Source organism: Paraburkholderia rhizosphaerae (genome assembly GCF_004366595.1).
Lineage (GTDB): Bacteria > Pseudomonadota > Gammaproteobacteria > Burkholderiales > Burkholderiaceae > Paraburkholderia > Paraburkholderia rhizosphaerae.
Genome location: NZ_SORE01000002.1, coordinates 140,087 through 156,852, shown reverse-complemented (window position 1 = coordinate 156,852; position 16,766 = coordinate 140,087). Strand labels below are relative to the sequence as shown.

12 protein-coding genes are annotated in these 16,766 nt (G+C 60.0%); 5 read left to right on the top strand and 7 right to left on the bottom strand.

Translation table 11 applies throughout. The features are described 5' to 3' along the window. Positions 1-42 precede the first annotated feature (42 nt). The 7 genes from BX592_RS02810 to BX592_RS02780 all read right to left on the bottom strand — a co-directional run bounded on the left by BX592_RS02810 (position 43) and on the right by BX592_RS02780 (position 12,207). Complete coding sequence (locus BX592_RS02810; RefSeq protein WP_341803117.1) at positions 43-3,630, bottom strand: ImcF-related family protein; 3,588 nt, start codon at positions 3,628-3,630, stop codon at positions 43-45. Continuing rightward, positions 3,627-4,721: a hypothetical protein gene (locus BX592_RS02805; RefSeq protein ID WP_134190132.1), complete on the bottom strand. Its 1,095-nt coding sequence runs from the start codon at positions 4,719-4,721 to the stop codon at positions 3,627-3,629. The genes BX592_RS02810 and BX592_RS02805 overlap by 4 nt, the downstream gene beginning before the upstream one ends. 270 nt (positions 4,722-4,991) lie before the next feature. After that, the gene (locus BX592_RS02800) at positions 4,992-5,528 is read right to left on the bottom strand and encodes a hypothetical protein (RefSeq protein ID WP_134190131.1); all 537 of its coding nucleotides are present in this window, start codon (positions 5,526-5,528) and stop codon (positions 4,992-4,994) included. A gap of 219 nt (positions 5,529-5,747) precedes the next feature. Then, complete coding sequence (locus BX592_RS02795; protein WP_134190130.1) at positions 5,748-6,101, bottom strand: hypothetical protein; 354 nt, start codon at positions 6,099-6,101, stop codon at positions 5,748-5,750. 274 nt (positions 6,102-6,375) lie between these two features. After that, entirely contained in the window at positions 6,376-7,125 is a 750-nt protein-coding gene (locus BX592_RS02790; RefSeq protein ID WP_134190129.1) for a hypothetical protein, read from the bottom strand. Continuing rightward, on the bottom strand, positions 7,079-9,865 hold the full coding sequence (locus BX592_RS02785) for a muramidase (RefSeq protein WP_134190128.1): 2,787 nt from the start codon (positions 9,863-9,865) through the stop codon (positions 7,079-7,081). The genes BX592_RS02790 and BX592_RS02785 overlap by 47 nt, the downstream gene beginning before the upstream one ends. Before the next feature lie 17 nt (positions 9,866-9,882). After that, positions 9,883-12,207 (bottom strand): type VI secretion system Vgr family protein, encoded by a 2,325-nt coding sequence (locus BX592_RS02780; RefSeq protein ID WP_134190127.1) that lies wholly within the window; start codon positions 12,205-12,207, stop codon positions 9,883-9,885. A gap of 246 nt (positions 12,208-12,453) precedes the next feature. Here BX592_RS02780 and tssC point away from each other — a divergent pair, with 246 nt between their 5' ends. From tssC to BX592_RS02755, 5 genes are read left to right on the top strand one after another with little or no spacing between them, the layout of a single operon-like run. Continuing rightward, a complete protein-coding gene (gene tssC / locus BX592_RS02775) occupies positions 12,454-13,845 on the top strand; it encodes a type VI secretion system contractile sheath large subunit (protein ID WP_134190126.1) in 1,392 nt (463 codons plus the stop codon). A 41-nt stretch (positions 13,846-13,886) separates the two neighbouring features. After that, a complete protein-coding gene (gene tssK, locus BX592_RS02770) occupies positions 13,887-15,233 on the top strand; it encodes a type VI secretion system baseplate subunit TssK (RefSeq protein WP_134190125.1) in 1,347 nt (448 codons plus the stop codon). Next, entirely contained in the window at positions 15,230-15,907 is a 678-nt protein-coding gene (locus tag BX592_RS02765; RefSeq protein ID WP_134190124.1) for a DotU family type IV/VI secretion system protein, read from the top strand. The genes tssK and BX592_RS02765 overlap by 4 nt, the downstream gene beginning before the upstream one ends. Before the next feature lie 13 nt (positions 15,908-15,920). Then, positions 15,921-16,352: a type VI secretion system baseplate subunit TssE gene (gene tssE, locus BX592_RS02760; RefSeq protein WP_134190360.1), complete on the top strand. Its 432-nt coding sequence runs from the start codon at positions 15,921-15,923 to the stop codon at positions 16,350-16,352. Between the two features lie 3 nt (positions 16,353-16,355). Further along, positions 16,356-16,667 carry a PAAR domain-containing protein gene (locus BX592_RS02755; protein WP_341803111.1) on the top strand — a complete coding sequence of 104 codons (312 nt, stop codon included), beginning with the start codon at positions 16,356-16,358 and terminating at the stop codon, positions 16,665-16,667. The last annotated feature ends 99 nt before the right edge of the window (positions 16,668-16,766 follow it).

Here is a 16,766-nt window from a genome sequence, read left to right as displayed (position 1 = left end):
TACGCGTTGCGGGCCATTGCTGACTGCCTGGATGGTCCAAGGTCATGACGGCACACGGCCTGGCGGAATCGGCACCGCCGCGCGCCTCGCCGCCTCTCGCGCTGTCTTTGGCAACGGTGGCGGCCCGTTTGACGACGGCTGCTTTGCAACCGGCCTGGTGCGATCGACGAAGATGCGCGACGGCAGCGCAAAGCCTCTTAACGCGAGCAACTCGAGTGGTCCCTTGCCGACGTCCGTGCGGATCAGATAGCGCAGTGGATGCGTAATCGTCGAAGGCGCGGGCACGAGCGGGCCTTGTACCGTCAGCGCGGCGGTGTCTTCTACGCGGTCCGCCTTTGGCGCGACCGTCGCTGGATCCGGACCGGCAGCGCTAGCCTGCCAGGTCAGTTGATACGTCGCGCTGTCCACCGGCTCGACCTTCGCATGTTCGAGCATGCGCACCAGTGCCCAGCGCCCAGTGAATTCGAAGTTTTGATTCGTGCCGGCGGTATCGGTCTGCCAGTCGAGTCGCGTGCCGGAAACCTGCGGGGTGCTCGACGGCCATGTCATCGTGTGCCAGGTTTCCTGCTGGTTGTAGTAATGCAGCGTCTGGCCGTCGAGTGTCAGTAGCGTGTCGGTCACATCGGCAGAAGGAACCGGTTTTAGCGCGAACGTATACTGCGGCTCACCCTGTGGAAGCAGGTGGGCGGAAATCTGCTGCAGCGTGTTGATCGCTTTCAGGAAGGCCGGATCGAAGGCGCGCGCGCTACCGCCCGCGCGTGTCCCGGCGCCGGATGCCGGCACCCACTGATCACCCTGCCGCTCCAGCACGCCGGCTAGCTCGGTGGAGAGGAACACGTCGATCAGCCCTCCCTGAACGCGCACGAAGCGCGCAAGCTCCGGTAGCGATGCGTCATTCGCCGTGCTGGCGAACGGATAGCGTCCCGCGAACGAGCGGTTCCATGCAGCGAAAATGGAGGTCCGCCATGCATCGTTCAGGCTTGCCTCGGCAGGCATGAGCACGGTCTGCGTTGCCTGCTCGATGGACTGCACGAACAGTGCGTCACCCATCGGCGCCCACTGCTCACCCAGACTTGCGGCAACGAGATGCGCATAGGCGAGCGTATCGGACAGTTCAGAGCCCTTGCCACGAAAGAGCGACTGCGCAACCTGACGTGCCTCTGCGTTCGGGTCGGCGCTGTCGCTGATCTGTTGCAGCTTCAGGCGCAGCGCCATCACCCGTTCCGTGAACCGGTCGAGACTCAGGTCGCCGCCTGCTGGCGCCGCTTTGCCGCTGCCTTGCGCGACGAGTCGCAGTACCGGGCCGAAAGAGGCACCCAACGGGCCGGCTGGATCGACTTGTGCGGCTTGTGGGACATCGTCCTTTTTGGCGAAGAGATTCTGCGCGCGAGTCACCAGCGCGTCGGAGAGCGACGCCCGTTGCACACCCGCACTACCTTGCCACGCCAGCGACTTCATCAGCGCGATGAGCGGCGACTGCCGTGCGTCGGCAATCAGCTTGAGCCGGCTAACGGCCGCAGGCAGCGTCGGGGTAGCCTCGCAGCGCACGCTGTTCATGAAAGCCTGCCAATGTTCGGCGTAGTCGGAGAAGTAATGGGCGCGCAGGGTTGCGCGCAGCGCATCGGGGGCTGGGCCGGCTGCCGGCTTATCCGGCTGCGCGCCGGCGGGACTATCGAGCACCCAGTCGCGCGTTACACCGTTGTGGTTTGCGGCTTCGTCGATAGCGGCCTCGATCGAGCCTTCCCAGGCCTCGCGGCTGAAAGCGCCCGGCACCGTTGTCGCCGTCGAGAACAGGCCGCGCGGATCGGTTCCCATGGTGAGGGAGGCAAGCGTCTGGTCGGGGTACTTGTGGCCCACTGAATCGATGATGTTCTGGTAGATCGTGTCCTCGGAGTTCTTCACGCCGATGATGGCCAGCAGTGTCTGGCGCGCGTTGCCGACGAGATCTTCGCGCGGCTGGATGCGCCAGTCGGGATGCGACGGGAAGTGCTGTGCCCAGAAGCTCAGTAGTTGAGTGGACAGGTTTGCTTTTTCGCCTGCGCGCAGGCCGGTGTCGAGGTTCCAGTGATGCTCGAGTTGCGGCGTCATGAAGTCCGCGTCGGCGCGGCGTGGGTCGGCTAGCATCAGGTAGGTCTTGAGTGCCTGATGGCCGTTCTGTGCGATGCGGTTGACCTGGGTGTCGAGGCTCGCGATTGATATCTGGCTGAGATCCGCCAGTTGGCCTTCGATGTCGCGTTGCACAGGCGCGACGAGCAGCGGACGGGCCGCGCGTGCATAGGGTGTCCATAGTGCATTGAGCACTGCGCGATCATGATTGAGGCCGAACCGTGCGAGGAGCGGCGTGTGTACGTCGACGCGTGCTTCGTGCAGGCCGATGCGCTGCTGGAGCGCGAGTAGTGCTCGAAGGCGCGTGGGTGTGTCGCCTGCGCGGTCGAGGGTATGTAGCGCGTCGTTCGTTAGCGTCAATTCGTGTGCGTTGGTGATGCCGGAGACGATCATGCCGGCGCTCCAGATGCCGATGAACGTCAGCGCGATAAGTGATATCACCGTGACCGGATGCGAAAACGTGCGGCGGCCCGGGGTGCGTTTCACCGCATCGGCAAGATAGCGCCACAACGGCAGGTGGACAGTGTCCGAATCCGCCTTTGATGTTCCGACGACGGGCCACGGTGCGAAGAAAGCGCCGGCCACAGGCAGTGGGCGACGCTGCCAGCTGGAAAGGCTGGCGATCCAGCTGGCAAGCTGCTGGCCGCGGGTGTCGAGTCGGGCCGATAGCTCCGAGACGTAACGGTCATCGCGGTTGTTGATGAGTTGATGGACGCTCCTGTCGGCCAGCCTGTCGCGCAAGTCGAGCAGGGCGGCTTCGATGGCGGAGGCGTCCGTTGAACGGGGGAACTCGCAGCCGGTGACGGCGGTGTTTTCACGGTGAACGGGATCGGTACCGGCGACGTCGAGCACGTAGATTGGAGCGGACCAGCGCAGGAGGTTAGTGATGCGCGCGAGGTGGAAGTCCCACGGGCTTCTGCTGCGTCCGCTTCCGGTCAGCGAGGTCGTGTCATCGACCAGCAGCACGATTGCATCGAGCGGGCGGCACCACCTCAGACGGCGGACCTGGCGTAGCCATGGTTCGTCCAGTCGGCAGTCCGGCGTCGTCCCACCCAACAGCAACACGACGTCCTCGGTGACTAGCCAGCCGCGTGCGTGCAACTCCGGCACTAGCCGTATGATGGCTGTGTTGTCGCCTGCAACGAGCAGCCACTGCTGGGCATACGACCAGCGAAACCAGCGTCGTTGCTTCAAGTGAAATCTGAGATCTTGCGCGCGTGCGATAGCCGTCTCCATCCTATCTTTGGCCGCTACTGAGGCCGAATCCGGCATTTCGGGCGGTTCGGCGCCCCGCTCCTTCGAATCCTGCTGCAGGGCAAGACGTATCTGCCTGCGCCTTGGCAGCACAAGCGCCAGGGCCGCCAACGAAAGCAACGCCGCGCCGGGCAGAATGACCGGGTATCTGACAGACCAAGCCGCAAGTGCCTTCAGATCCACCGTGTACAGAATCACACCGGCTAGCACGGCAAGAATCGACGCGGCAAGCAGCGAGCGGCCCCACATATATTTTTTGTCGTTCTTCAAACGGCTGTTTCCCTGTGAGGTGAAGGCGATGGCACAGGCGCGACCATGCACAGATCCACGGCTTTAGATCCCGGCTCTCGCCAGGCAACCAACCGTGGCTCAGAATCGTGCGTCGCTTCCATTGCTGTCGCGAATAAAATCCACCCGCTGGCCGGTCCTGGCTTGCCAACGATGTTGTCGAACCGACGCTCCATCACGGCAGACTCGGAATTGGACGTGAGCGCCGAGCGAATCGCGACCGATTCGTCATCGCACGCCGTGGACCACAAATGCGCCGGACAATCAGGGGCTACTTGCATCTGCATAAGCTGTTCAAGAGCGGTTTCCAGGGTATCGCTTGAAGCGGTCATCGGTCGAAAGATCGATCCTGTTTTGCTGGCCGCCGAATCGATCAGGAACGCAGCAGCGCCTTCGCTGAAAGCCCGCTTGGTTTCATCATCCGGCCAGAGTTGGGCGGCAATGACAAGCCTAGGCCCGACGTCAATAGCGTCAACCTGCTGCGTGAGCCACCGTGCGCCATCCGCTGCGGGCCGCGTTTCGACCTTGAAAGCGGCCCCTGCGACCAGACCGCCGAAAATGTGGTGTGCTTGCGCCGCCCACACTTGCGCATCTTTGAGTGACGCGTCATCCAGCATTAGCGTGACGACGACCTGACGACGGGACTTAAGCGCATCCGCGAAACGCACGGCGATCAGGCGCAGCAGTCTCGCACGTCGGAATGCGGCCGAGCGTCCCCTATTCCATGGAAAGCCGACGGTTCGATTCATATTCATCGGGAGTTCAACCTTTGCATCGGATAGCGAATCAATCCGGACTGTTACCGGAAGGAGTGCCGCGACCTGAACGATGCGCAGATGACGGCGGCACCAGCCACGCCACAGCCCCGTAAGGCGCCGCTGCTCCAGTTCCAATTCCTCAGCGACAGTTTGCTGCACCTCCCAGTGATTCACCCGTATGCCGCAAGAGAGCGCGCATGCGACCAGCGGTGTCCCAATCAGCGCGCTCCAGAACTGAAGCGTCTGTGTTGGCATGTCACGCGGCCATAGCAATAGAACCGCGCCAGCCACGCCCGATGCGATGGCAAGAAGCACCGGCAACCATACCCGCAGCGAAACTGACTTAGGATGACTGACTGGTGTAAACACGGGAACTGGCCAAGGCATGCTGATCAACGCTTGTAGATCACGACAGTCGGGCGGCAACCGACAACAGGCGGACCGACGTCAGCACCATGCATATAAGAGCTCAATCTATTGGCCTTTATCCAGCACATCAACATAGCTGACAGCTTCATTCATTCTTCAAGCCCCAACATAAATACATTTATTCACATAATTTAAAAATTCATCATGATCGATGATTCATGGGAATTGCCGGCACGAGTCGATAGTTTTGGTTATCGGCATCACTCTCTTCCCATCATCGTTCAGGGTGAAAATCTGCTCCCGACACTTCCCTTCAGAATCCACGTCACGATCAATATAGTATTGCGCGATTAACATTTTGCTATCAGGCCGACTGATGAGGTTGGTTATGTAAATTCGTCCATCAGAAGTCTTATTCGGCTGTTCGCCTGCGTTGGAAAAGGGGTCGAGCGCACCCGAATCAGCGCCACTCATCAAGTTTGAAAGAGTGTAATATCTGCAATCTGCCCCACAACTATGGATTCCGATGTGGTATTTACCTGAAAAATTAATCACCGGAGGAGACACCATTTTTCCCATGTCGTCGCGCCATTTATTGCCAATTTTTACATAGTAGACTGGAACTTTCAATCGACCACGATAAACATTGACTCGATAATCCGAAAATTCCGGCGACAGGCCATTGTCGGCCGCGCGAACAACCACGCATGCACAGACAAAGAAAAACGTCAAAATTGAATACATGATTTTCATTGCAATTTCCGTCTCAGCACCTATCCTGTCAACCCGCAGTGAAGCCGATAATTCCGTATTTCGGTCGATAAGCAACCAATACAAGGTCGCCTCAGTCACAATTTCATTGAAATCCGCTCAGGAATAGGAAAATAAAAAAACCAATAGCCATGACGGTAGCGAAAACCGCCCCAAACCATTGCCATCAGCGATTGATTTCAGGCAAAAAACGATAATATCTCACCGGTGCGGCGCGCTGCCTAAATCTGTAGTTCTAAGTCGACCGGACTTCACCCACTCACTCACGCTGGAATCTGATTTTACATTTATGTAGATAACGGATATATAGCCTCCATATTCGTAGTAAGCATCGACTCTCTCTTTCGGAACAATAAAAACACCCGTTATCTTACAATTTTCATCCGGCGCGGAATAAAACTGCGACCGTCCTTTCCCGATAACCTGTCTCTCCGAATCGCTTGCCAGAATATAGACGCCTTGTCGCTCTGCAAAAGCATTGATGGCAGCACAGTCCGCTGCTTCAGCTGGTTGACGTAAATAAAGTAAGGCATACGGCGAAGACATCAGATACAAGACAACCCGCCCATACTTTTTAGTGCGCAAGCAGTGGAACATATCAAATCTCTAAAAATCATCGTATTTAGCAAAATTACCAGGATTTATATATCCACCAATCAATTAAAGCATCGGGCTGCGCCTTCTCCCCCCCAACGATAGATCCTTCTCGTGCACCGACCAAGGATGGCCCTTCCGTTCTCGCCACCCAATTCATTCATTGAACGCAGCAATAAAGAAATAAAATACTCGGCTTTTTCAATGCGCCTCAATCAGAATTGCGAGTTTCAAATTACTTTTCCGTGACACGATGCCCCGCATCAAAATGCCTGAGGCGACTCGAATCCACCCATCCGCTTATACTGGAACCCCTTTTCACATTCCAGTAATTAATCGATGTGTAGCCACCATACTCAACGTTCGCGGTTACTATTTCTCCGGGAATAATAAACACACCAGCCACTTCACATTCCTTGTCAGGCGCAAAATTGAATTTTAACCGCCCCACCCCCGACACAACCCGACTAGAATCAGCAGCATAAATATAAACACCAGATTTCATAGCTTTATTTCGAAGATCAATACAACGGATAGCATCCTTACTTTTTTCGGCTTCGGCATGAATACATTTATTGATATAATCCGAGAACTTATTTATATTAACATCAAGTATTTTTTTATTACTCAAGTCATCCGTGACATCATATGCCTTCATCAATTCGATATCCAGGTCAACCCATCCAATTGAAACCTGCCCATTCAAGTTATCAGGACTATCCGCTGGCACAAACAATCGAGCACTGTATGTATTGCCATCTACTTCTATGATCTCTGCCCGAATGAGCGCCCGGTCCATTACGACGCGTGTGAGTGATGGCACAATCAAATTCTTCAGATCCACCCTACAGTCTTGAGAATTTGAAAAAGCATGGGCCGCATTGGACGTCACCAGAAATATTAGGAAAGCCACAATTTTTGTATTAATCTGATACAATTCAATTAAAGGAATTAACAATCCTCGGAATGACTCTCCCCAGTTCATTCCTATAAAGCGTTTGCGCATTAAAATCGGTTGAATACCAGCGAGCATAATTCCCACCATAATTAATAATATAGAGAGCCTTGTATTCCATACCCACCTCCACTGACGACACGACGACAAACGTCTTAGGTTGACTGGTGACCTGGATATTTCCTCCTGCAGCGCTTAAACCAGCACCTTCAAAAGCACTCCACGTTCCAATGGGCGGCTCCGTAAAGAACTCTGGCCTCCAGCCATAGGATGGCGGCAAGCCAAAAACCTCCATTCCACCTGTGCCACATCTTCGATACTGCATTGACCGGAAATGGCTCGTCTCCGTTCGGTACATACGCTCGATCGTTTCTGCAATACTCCGCCCATATTTATCAAAAATGTAGCGCAAAGCGCGTCGTGCATTCTCTTCCGTAAAATCGTTTTCTGTCCGTATCGGCATCTGTAAAAAATTACCAATCAGTCCAACCGGATGGATATGCCAAACCGCAGGATCAGCCGGGAAGCCCTTGAGGGCCTTCACCTCGTCCCACCACTGCAGTTCTCCGATCCGCTCCAGCTCGGTCTGCCATATGTGTTTTCCGCTGCCCATCAACTTCGATAGCTGATTCCAGCGGCTCATGTCTCCACCCCATTCGCTGCGATAGCGAACAATCAGGTGCGAGAGTGCGCCGGCCAGCCACGGCACCGTCAATGCATGTTTCAGGTCCGCCGGGATCAGGTTCCCCTCGCGTTCGCCCTGGCGCCTGGCCGCGTTCTCCAGCTTCCCAACCAGCAGCCCCGCGTTTACCGTCGCTGCGACTGTGCTGAACTCCTCTTCCTCGCCATCCAGCAACTGCTTCGTTTCAAACAGATTGCGCCGGTACAGGTCCAGCAGCGCAATGGCCGTCGTATCGACGGTATCAAAGCCCGGCCACGACCACGGGCTTTCCCACTGCGTATTGGAATGGTCCTTCTCGCACACCCAGCCCAGGATGGTCCTGCCGTCCTCGTCTCCAGCTGCAATCGACCACCACTGCGCTCCCCCCGCATCCTTGTCGCCCGTTGCCTTGCTGAAATCGGGCATTCCCTCGAGCTGCGCGCGTGATAGCACCTGCTGGTAGCCCACTGCGGGCGCCTCTGCGTTGGCAGGCTGGAGCGGAAAGGCCGTCCATGTATGTTCGATTGCGCGCGCCACCTTGCCGGCAACGCTGCGCTCAACCCATAACGCACTACCGACCGGGGTAGCGCTGCCGTGATCTCCGCGGCCATGCAATCGCCCTCGTGCCGCGGGCTGCGGCGCTAGCCGGGTTGGCTGCACCTTCGCCCACTTTCCCTTGCCCGGATCGTCCTTTGCTGTGGCGAGCGTGAGGCCCGCTATCCGGCTGTTGCTATCCGGTTCAGCGACCTTCACGAGCTTCGCCCCCTGCCGGATCACCAGCAATGTCTTCGCGCTTTGCGCCAGTTCTTTCGCACGCGCCCGGCTCCTGCTGATGAAATCCTCCAGTTCTGTGCCTGCGAACACCTCGACGTGCATCAGCGGATACCCCGGCTTTGGCGGCAGTGGATTCGAATCGCGATACCGCTGGTACTCCCCCAGATAACCCACCACATCGCCCGCCCTGACCGGATACGGTGTATCGAGCACAACCACCGTATCGAGCGGATCCGGATCAACGACCACATCGAGTTCGCCGAGATACACCCAACCGGTGGCGGCACGTGGATCCGGCACGCCGCCCGCAACGGGGGCGACCGGTGTGCCGTTCCTGATAACGGTGATCTGCGCCCACCCGGTGGTCGCATTGCCTGCCACGCTGAGCTCGCCCCCGCGCGGCAACAGACCAATGACCGTTCCGTTCGCGCGGTCGCGAATACGGATTCCCACCTGGGGCGCATCGCCATCGCGCGACGCCTCAGTCAGCCCGGCCGCTGGCGCCGCGTACCGTAGTGTCCCGTCGGTTAGCGTGGCGAGCGAACCCGTGTTTCCGGCTGCCTGGCCTGAGGCGACGCCGGCCAGCAGCGGATCGTTCGCCGGCGTGCAAGCGTCCGAACCTGCTGCGTCCAGGTCGAAGCGGAACGGTGTCCTGAGCGAGGGCGGCAGTGCCTGGCTATCCTTTGCGTTGCTGCCTACGCGGAAGTATTTGTCTCCTTGCCAGAAAGGCAAAGAACCAGTCGACGGGACAGACTGGGAGCTCCTGTCATTCGCCTGCGCGGCAGCCTGATAACCTGCCCGGTCGAGCTGGTGCATGTACAGGCTGTAGAACTCCAGTACCTCGCCGGCCGGCGGCTGATACGAGGTTGTGCCGTCGGCACTCGCGCTCGACGCACCGGAAGCAGGGGCTGCCGTCGCCCCCGGAGCCCTGGGTGCGGGCGGCAACACAAGCCTGTGGCGCACCAGCACGAACCCCGTCGAGTACAGCGCATAGCGAGGCGGTGTGGTCGGGTAGGTCAACTCGGGATACGTGGAATCGAGACGGTATGCGATGACCTCGCCGTCGGCGATCACCCTGACGCCGTCGGCCTGCTGGAGCTTGCCGCCCGTGGCTGCATCGAAATGAATGCCACCGTGAAACATGCCGTTCGCGCCCAGCGGGTAGAACCCGCCGTCGGCGCAGGCCAACGCATCCAGCCAGGTTTGCGGATCGGCAGCGTTACCGCTGGCCGGCGCGAACGGGAAGCTCCAGTTCAGCGGCTGCCACTGCGGCGGCGGAGTTGCCGGTGCGGCGGGTGCGACCGGACGACGCGATCGACCTTGAGGTGTAACCATTGAATCGTCCGCCGCCATCAGTTAGAAAAGTTGTCCGCCCGGCCCTGGGACATCGGCCCGTCGCCCCGCGGTAGCGTGGGATTCGTATTCATCGACTGAGCCCCCTTCTTCTGGACCGTGATCACCTTCAGGATCAGATCACCGGGACCACCCAGCGTGATATTGCCGTCCTTGAGCCGGATGAATGCGCCACCGCACTGCAGCACGAGTTCCTTCATCGCACTGATGCGTGCCGTGCCGTTCACGCTCGCCACCGTCACGTCCCGATCAGCCAGCAACGACATCACATCACTCTGCGCCTGGATTTCAACGGGCCCTTTCGCTGCGATGACCTTGACGCCAAGCCTCTGCGCAAACATCGAAATGAGCTCACCCGCGGCCACGGTCAGCCGCTTCATGACGCTAAAGTCGCCGTTCTTCCCCGCCACCGCCGAAATGCTGTCCCCTGCCGCGACCTGCACACCATGTCCCGCAACAACACCCACCGACGCCGGCGCGCTCATCAGCAGCCCCGGCTTCTTCAGCCCGTCAAGGTCATCCTTGACCTGCTGCTGCGCGTCGGTATCAGCCGGAACCGCCTTCGCACTGCGCGCCGACTCCGCCAGCGCCTTCGCCAGTTCCAACGCACTTTCAAGCTGTGCGATGGTTTCCTGCATGTCGAGCTGTTTGCCGCTCGCCCCCGGACGGTCGTAGGCCGTGAAGTGCAGCCCCTTGCCCGCGCGCTCAACGCCGTACGCGGAGGTCCTCAGTTCATACCCCTCGCCGCGCTGTTCCAGCCTGCTGTTCACCAGATAGCCGAGATTCAGTTGCGACTTGCCCGAGTGTTCCGTACTGAGCTTGATCCCCTCCTGCCCCGCCCAGTCCTCCATGCGCAGCTTGTTGTTGCTCTGCGTGCGGATCACGTTGCGCGACAGCCAGCGACGGTCGTTCGTCACCAGATCGCGCGCCTGGCTATGGTGATGGAACGCGATGATCTCCGGCTTGTCCGGGTCTCCGTCACGGCATGTAATCACCGCCTCGTCACCGTCCAGCGCAGGGAAATGCATCCCCGTCTGCAGCTTTCCGGCGAACGGCTTCGCCAGCCGCAGCGGCACGCTCTCGCCACCGTTGGGCCAGTCCGCGAAGTCCGCATCGAAGCGCACCGTGTAGTACCCCGCCGCGCTCAGGTACGCATATCTGTATTTATCAGGGCTGGTGACCCTGGCGCTGAGCGTTCCGGTAACCTTAGGCCACGTGTGCGCCTCCAGCGTCAACCTGAAGCGCCGGTGGGCGGGAATCGCGGTGTAGCGGTTCGTATACGGCTTGTCGCGCGAACCGCTGTGCACAATCGAGACCACCACCTGGCCCCGCGGCGCATCCGGTAATGCGACGTCCATCTCCAGCACGCGCGCGCACTGCAACGCCAGCACGTTGCTGTCGCCCTCATACGTCACCTGCCACGCGATGGCCGCTTCGTGGCGAAGCTGCGCTTCCCACTGCGCGCCCGCCTGGTCCACAGGATGCGTGCCGTAGATATACGGCTGGCCGTAGGTGGTCGCGTCCTGCGGCGCGACATTGGCCTCGTCGCGCAAGCGCTCCCACGCCTGTTCAGGGTTGTAGTCGGCCACCATGAACGACTGCGGCACCGTGACGGTGTGCGTCCTTATCGACGTGACCGCCTCGGCGCCCGCCGATTCGAGTCCCGCCGCCTCGCGGTACGGCACGATCAGCGGAGGGTCGTACAGATAGTGGTCGATATCGTCGCCGAACACCACCTGGTCGCCATATTCGGTCTCGACGATGTAGCTGTAGATGCCCGCCTTCTGCATCAGCATCTGCACATACTGCAGGTCATTGACCCGGTACTGCATCCTGAATGGATGGTTCGGGTACTCACGCCGCAGACGAAACGCGTACTGATGGTCCATCATCCCGTGTCTGCGCAGTACCGCTTCGATGATGTCCGGTGTGCTCTGCCGCTGGTAGATTCGCGTGTCGGTAACGGCCTCGAGCCGCGCGAAATGCGACCGGAGAACAATCTCGAACTTCGTGAAGTCATGGCTGGTGCCGATCGTCGAGAAGCGCTCGATGAACCCCGAGAATCGCCGCGGCACGCCGTCAGCGGGCACAACCGTCAGCGCTGCATCGCGGTTCAGGTAGTCGGCACGCGCAAGCGGCAGCGGATGCGTCAGCACCACGCGCACCTCGCTCGGCGAGCCCATCTTCTCCGCGGCCTCGAACGAAACAACGGACAGGCCCGCAGCGCTATTCGCACCCGGCACATCCAGGAAATACGCCTGGCGCCCCGGGATTGCGGTCAGGCCGGATACGAACTGCTTCGCTTCATCAAACAGGCTTGCCATTCTTGTTCATCTCCTGACCTGATCAGCAATGCTTATCATGACGTGATGCACAGCGCGGACTCGCATCCGGTGGCGAACAATACGCCGCCCGACACGACGTGTGAAGCATCAGTGATCCATCACGTTCCCGGCGTGTTGTTTTTCACGCATTCCTGACAGTCGTTCACGTCTTACCCTGTTTTTGAGACAGTAGGCATGCTAAACATCTCGGCCTATCATCAGCCACGCCGGATCAAACCCATAACGATGAGATCAAGTTTCGAACACGTCACGGAGCGACGCGTGCAGACAGCGATACCCGCGGCTCCCGAGGAAGCGGCGGCATATCGACCAGCGCGCATGGATCCGCTGCAGATCGATCGACACCTGGCCGCAATCGATGAACTACTCGGACGCCGGCTCGACACCATCCTTCATCACCCCGAGTTCCAGGCGCTGGAATCCAGCTGGCGAGGTCTGCAGTTCCTCGTTGACCGGGTCAACTTCCGCTGCAATGTCCGAATCGAGCTTCTCGATGTATCGAAGGAGGCGTTGCAGCAGGACTTCGACGATTCACCGGAACTCACCCAGAGCGGCCTCTTTATCCACACCTATGTGGGCGAGTACGACACACCTGGCGGCGAGCCCATTGCCGCGATCATCGGAAACTTCGAATTTGACAATAGCGCTCAGGATATTGCGCTGTTACGTAATCTCTCGAACGTGTCGGCGGCCGCCCATGTGCCGTTTATCGGCGCGGTCTCGCCGGCGTTCTTCGGCAAGGCATCGATGGAGGAAGTGGCGGCCATTCATGACTTGCCCGGTTACTTCGAGCGCGCCGGTTACGTCAAATGGAAGGCATTCCGCGAAACCGAGGACGCGCGCTATGTCGGACTCACGCTGCCGCGCTTTCTGGCGCGTCTGCCATATAACCTCGATACAGTTCCGCGAGGTGACTTCAACTACACCGAAGATGTCCGCAACGGCGGGCGTGATGCGTTTTTGTGGACGAACGCCGCATTCGCCTTTGCCGTGAACCTTGTCAGAAGTTTCGTGCGTAATGGCTGGTGTCTGCAAATCCGCGGACCGCAGGCAGGAGGGCTGATCCAGGATCTGCCCACGCAGCTCTACGACCTGGGCACCGGGCACCTCGGCAAGATCGCAACCGACGCGCTAATCCCCGAGACTCGCGAGTTCGAATTCGCGGATCTCGGCCTCATCCCGCTGTCGTACACCAGCAATCACGATTACGCATGCTTTTACTCTGCGCATTCGACACAGAAGCCGCCCGCCTTCAACGCAAGAGACACGGCTGCAAACAGCCGCATCAATGCACGCCTGCCCTATGTCTTCCTGCTGTCGCGCATCGCGCACTACCTGAAGCTCATCCAGCGCGAGAACATCGGCACCACCAAGGATCGCAGGCTGCTCGAGCTCGAGCTGAACAGCTGGATCCGCTCGCTCGTAACGGTCATGACCACGCCTGGCGACGATCTGCAAGCTTCTCATCCGCTGCGCGAAGCCACGGTCGTGGTAGAGGACATCGAAGACAACCCGGGCTTCTTTCGTATCCGGCTGATCATCGTCCCGCACTTCCAGATCGAGGGCATGGAAGTGAGCCTGTCGCTCGTCTCGCAGATGCCTAAGGCGAAGCGTTGATCCACGCCAATCAACTAACCGGTTCCCGAACTCCCGTTACGATGAAGATAACAAGACCCCTATGGGCGCGCGGCGTTTTCATGACACCGCAGCACTTCCAGCAGCAAGCGCTTTGGGAGCAGTGCGCCAACGACAGGATTGCCCGCATCGCGAGTCCCGATGCGTGGGGCGTGATCGACGTTACGCTTGACTCGCAGGCGCTCGCCGTCGATCGACTGCAACTCTCGAAGCTGGACCTGCGCCTGCCCGATGGCACGTTGATCGATAGCGAAACAGCCGACTGGCTACCTGCGGCGCGCAACCTCGCCGATGTGCCGGCCCAAGCCGGTACGGTCACGGTGCTGGCCGGCGTGGCGCTGGCCGACCCACAGGGCGGCAACTGTGCGGAGCCTGGCGAAAAACCTGCGCGTCCACGGCGCGTTACCCGCGAATACCGCCAGGTTGCCGACCTGATCGGCGACGGTCATGAGGAAATCAGCGTCGAACGACATATCGTCGCGCTGCTGTTCGATTTTGAGCAGACGGGCGACTACGTCACGTGCCCGGTCGCCCGTCTGGTCCGCACGCAAAACGGCCGCTTCGAAGCCGACGATGCGTTCGTGCCGCCATGCCTGTTCGTCTCGGCAAGCACGCGCCTCACACAGCGCATGCGGCGCCTGTCCGAGATTCTGACCGCCAAGAGCGCGAGTCTCGCGGTTCGCCGCAAGGAGCGCTCGGACCAGATTGCTGATTTCGCGGTGTCCGACGTCGCGCTTTTCTGGCTGCTGCATACGGTGAACAGCGCGTGGCCCGAACTGGCGCGTCTCGCCCAGGCACCGGACCAGCACCCCGAGCGGCTGTACGCAGCGCTCGCGCGACTGGCCGGATCGCTCCTTACATTCTCGACCACTGAAACGCTGCAGGCGATTCCCGCCTATGACCATCGCGCACCCGAGCCCGTGTTCGCGGAACTCGAATCGCTGATCCGAACCTTGCTGGATGCCGTGATTCCGTCGCGGGTCGTACCGATTGCGCTCGAGCGCCTGCGCGGCTCGATGTGGCTTGGCCGCATCAACGACGACCGACTCACCGAAGGAGCCGACTACTATCTGTCCGTGCGTGCGGCGATGCCTGCGCACGCACTTCTTGAGCAGTTGCCGTCGCTGTGCAAGACCGGGGCGCCCGATGAGGTCGAGCAGGTCGTCAATTCAGCTCTCGCCGGCATCAGGTTGCATCCGGTGTCACGGTTACCGGCGGCGATTCCCCTGCGCATCGAGAACCAGTATTTCGCGCTGGATGCTTCGGATCCGGCATTCGGTCGAATGATCGACGCGCGTGCGTGCCAGATCTATCTGCCGGCCTCGATTCCGGATCCCAAGCTTGAACTGTATGCGGTGCTGCCATCATGAACACCGCAACAGCACAACCGGAGCCAGGTCTACTGCCCGTCGCGCTGCGCGATAGCGCGTACACGGTCGCGGAACTTGCAAGCGATAGCCCGCCGCTGCTGCCGGTGTTGCGTCATCAATGCGATACGCAGATCGCAAGCCTGCGCGAAGAACTTCAGATGCGGGGCCTGCCGCTCGACGTCATTGACGATGCACTCTACGCGCAGTGCGCGCTGCTGGACGAGGCAGCGCTAAAGGGGCTGACTGACGATGCGCGCGACGCGTGGGAACGCGAGCCGTTACAGGTTCGCGTGTTCGGTCGCAACGACGCGGGCGACGAACTGCTGCGGCGCATCGACCAGCGCCTGCGCGAGCGGCAGCCGGTGCTGCCGCTGCTGGCGATCTTCGCCGCGATATTGGATCTCGGCTTTACCGGGCGCTTCGCGGTGCACGGAGGGGAAGCACGTGCGTCGCTGATGCATGAGATCGACCTGCGTCTTGGGCGGACTACGGACGGCACGGCGAATCACGTCGCGGAGGATACGTCAGGCCCGGTGGTAGTGAACGCGTCGCGGCCACGCACGCGGCCGCTGTCGCCGCTGGCGTGGGTCTTCGCAGCCTGCATCGCGGCAGGACTGGCGTGGTCTGCAATCGACCGGTGGCTGCTCGCGTCGATCGCCCGAATGGCCGGCTGAGGAATGCAGGATGATACGAACAGGCGCTGGACTTTTCGAGCGAATTACCGGGCACTTCGCCGACGGCTCGGCCATCAGAGACTTCTCGCCGGAAGAGCAAACCTTCCTTTCCGTGCGGGACAACATCGAGCGAATCCTGAACAGCCGGCGTCGATCGCTCGCCCATCTGCCCGATTGCGGACTCGACGACCTGTCCGAAATCTATCGACACCTGCCCGCCTCAACCCACAAGCTCAGACATGCGATCGAAACGACGCTGCTGAAGTTCGAGCCGCGCCTGAAGGCAGTCGAGATCGAAGTGCATAGCGAGGAGCCGGGTATGACACTCGGTTTCACGATGGCGTGCCATCTGCGCCGCGAAGGCCTGGTGCGCTTCGACACGGTGTTCACGCCGAACGGCAGGACGCGGCTTCGAATGCTACAGGCGGCCCCGGACCGGTATTGACCGTTGAACCGCTTTGCATGGCACCAGAGGAAAGTCAGGATGGCAACGATGCTGGCAATCAAAGGAAACCGGACCACGACCGGCGGACAGGTACTCGACGGTGACGAGTCTTTTTCGGACCAGAGTGCCGCGCTGGCGACAAACATGGGACTGGCATCCTGCGGGCGCTGCGGCAAGACCGGCCCGATGCTGGGCACGGCAACCGGCTGGAGTCTGACCAGTGCGACCGCCGTGCGCGACGGCGATATCGTGGCATGCGAGTGCCCACGCGGTACAAACCGCGTTATTGCGCGCTCGACATTTTTCGACGAATAGCCCCGCGGTGGCGGGTCGGCGGCTCACCGTCGCAGTCACTGTGCATGCGCGAGCGCGCAATCTGACTACCGCGCCCCTCGCTACGGCATCCGTATCGCC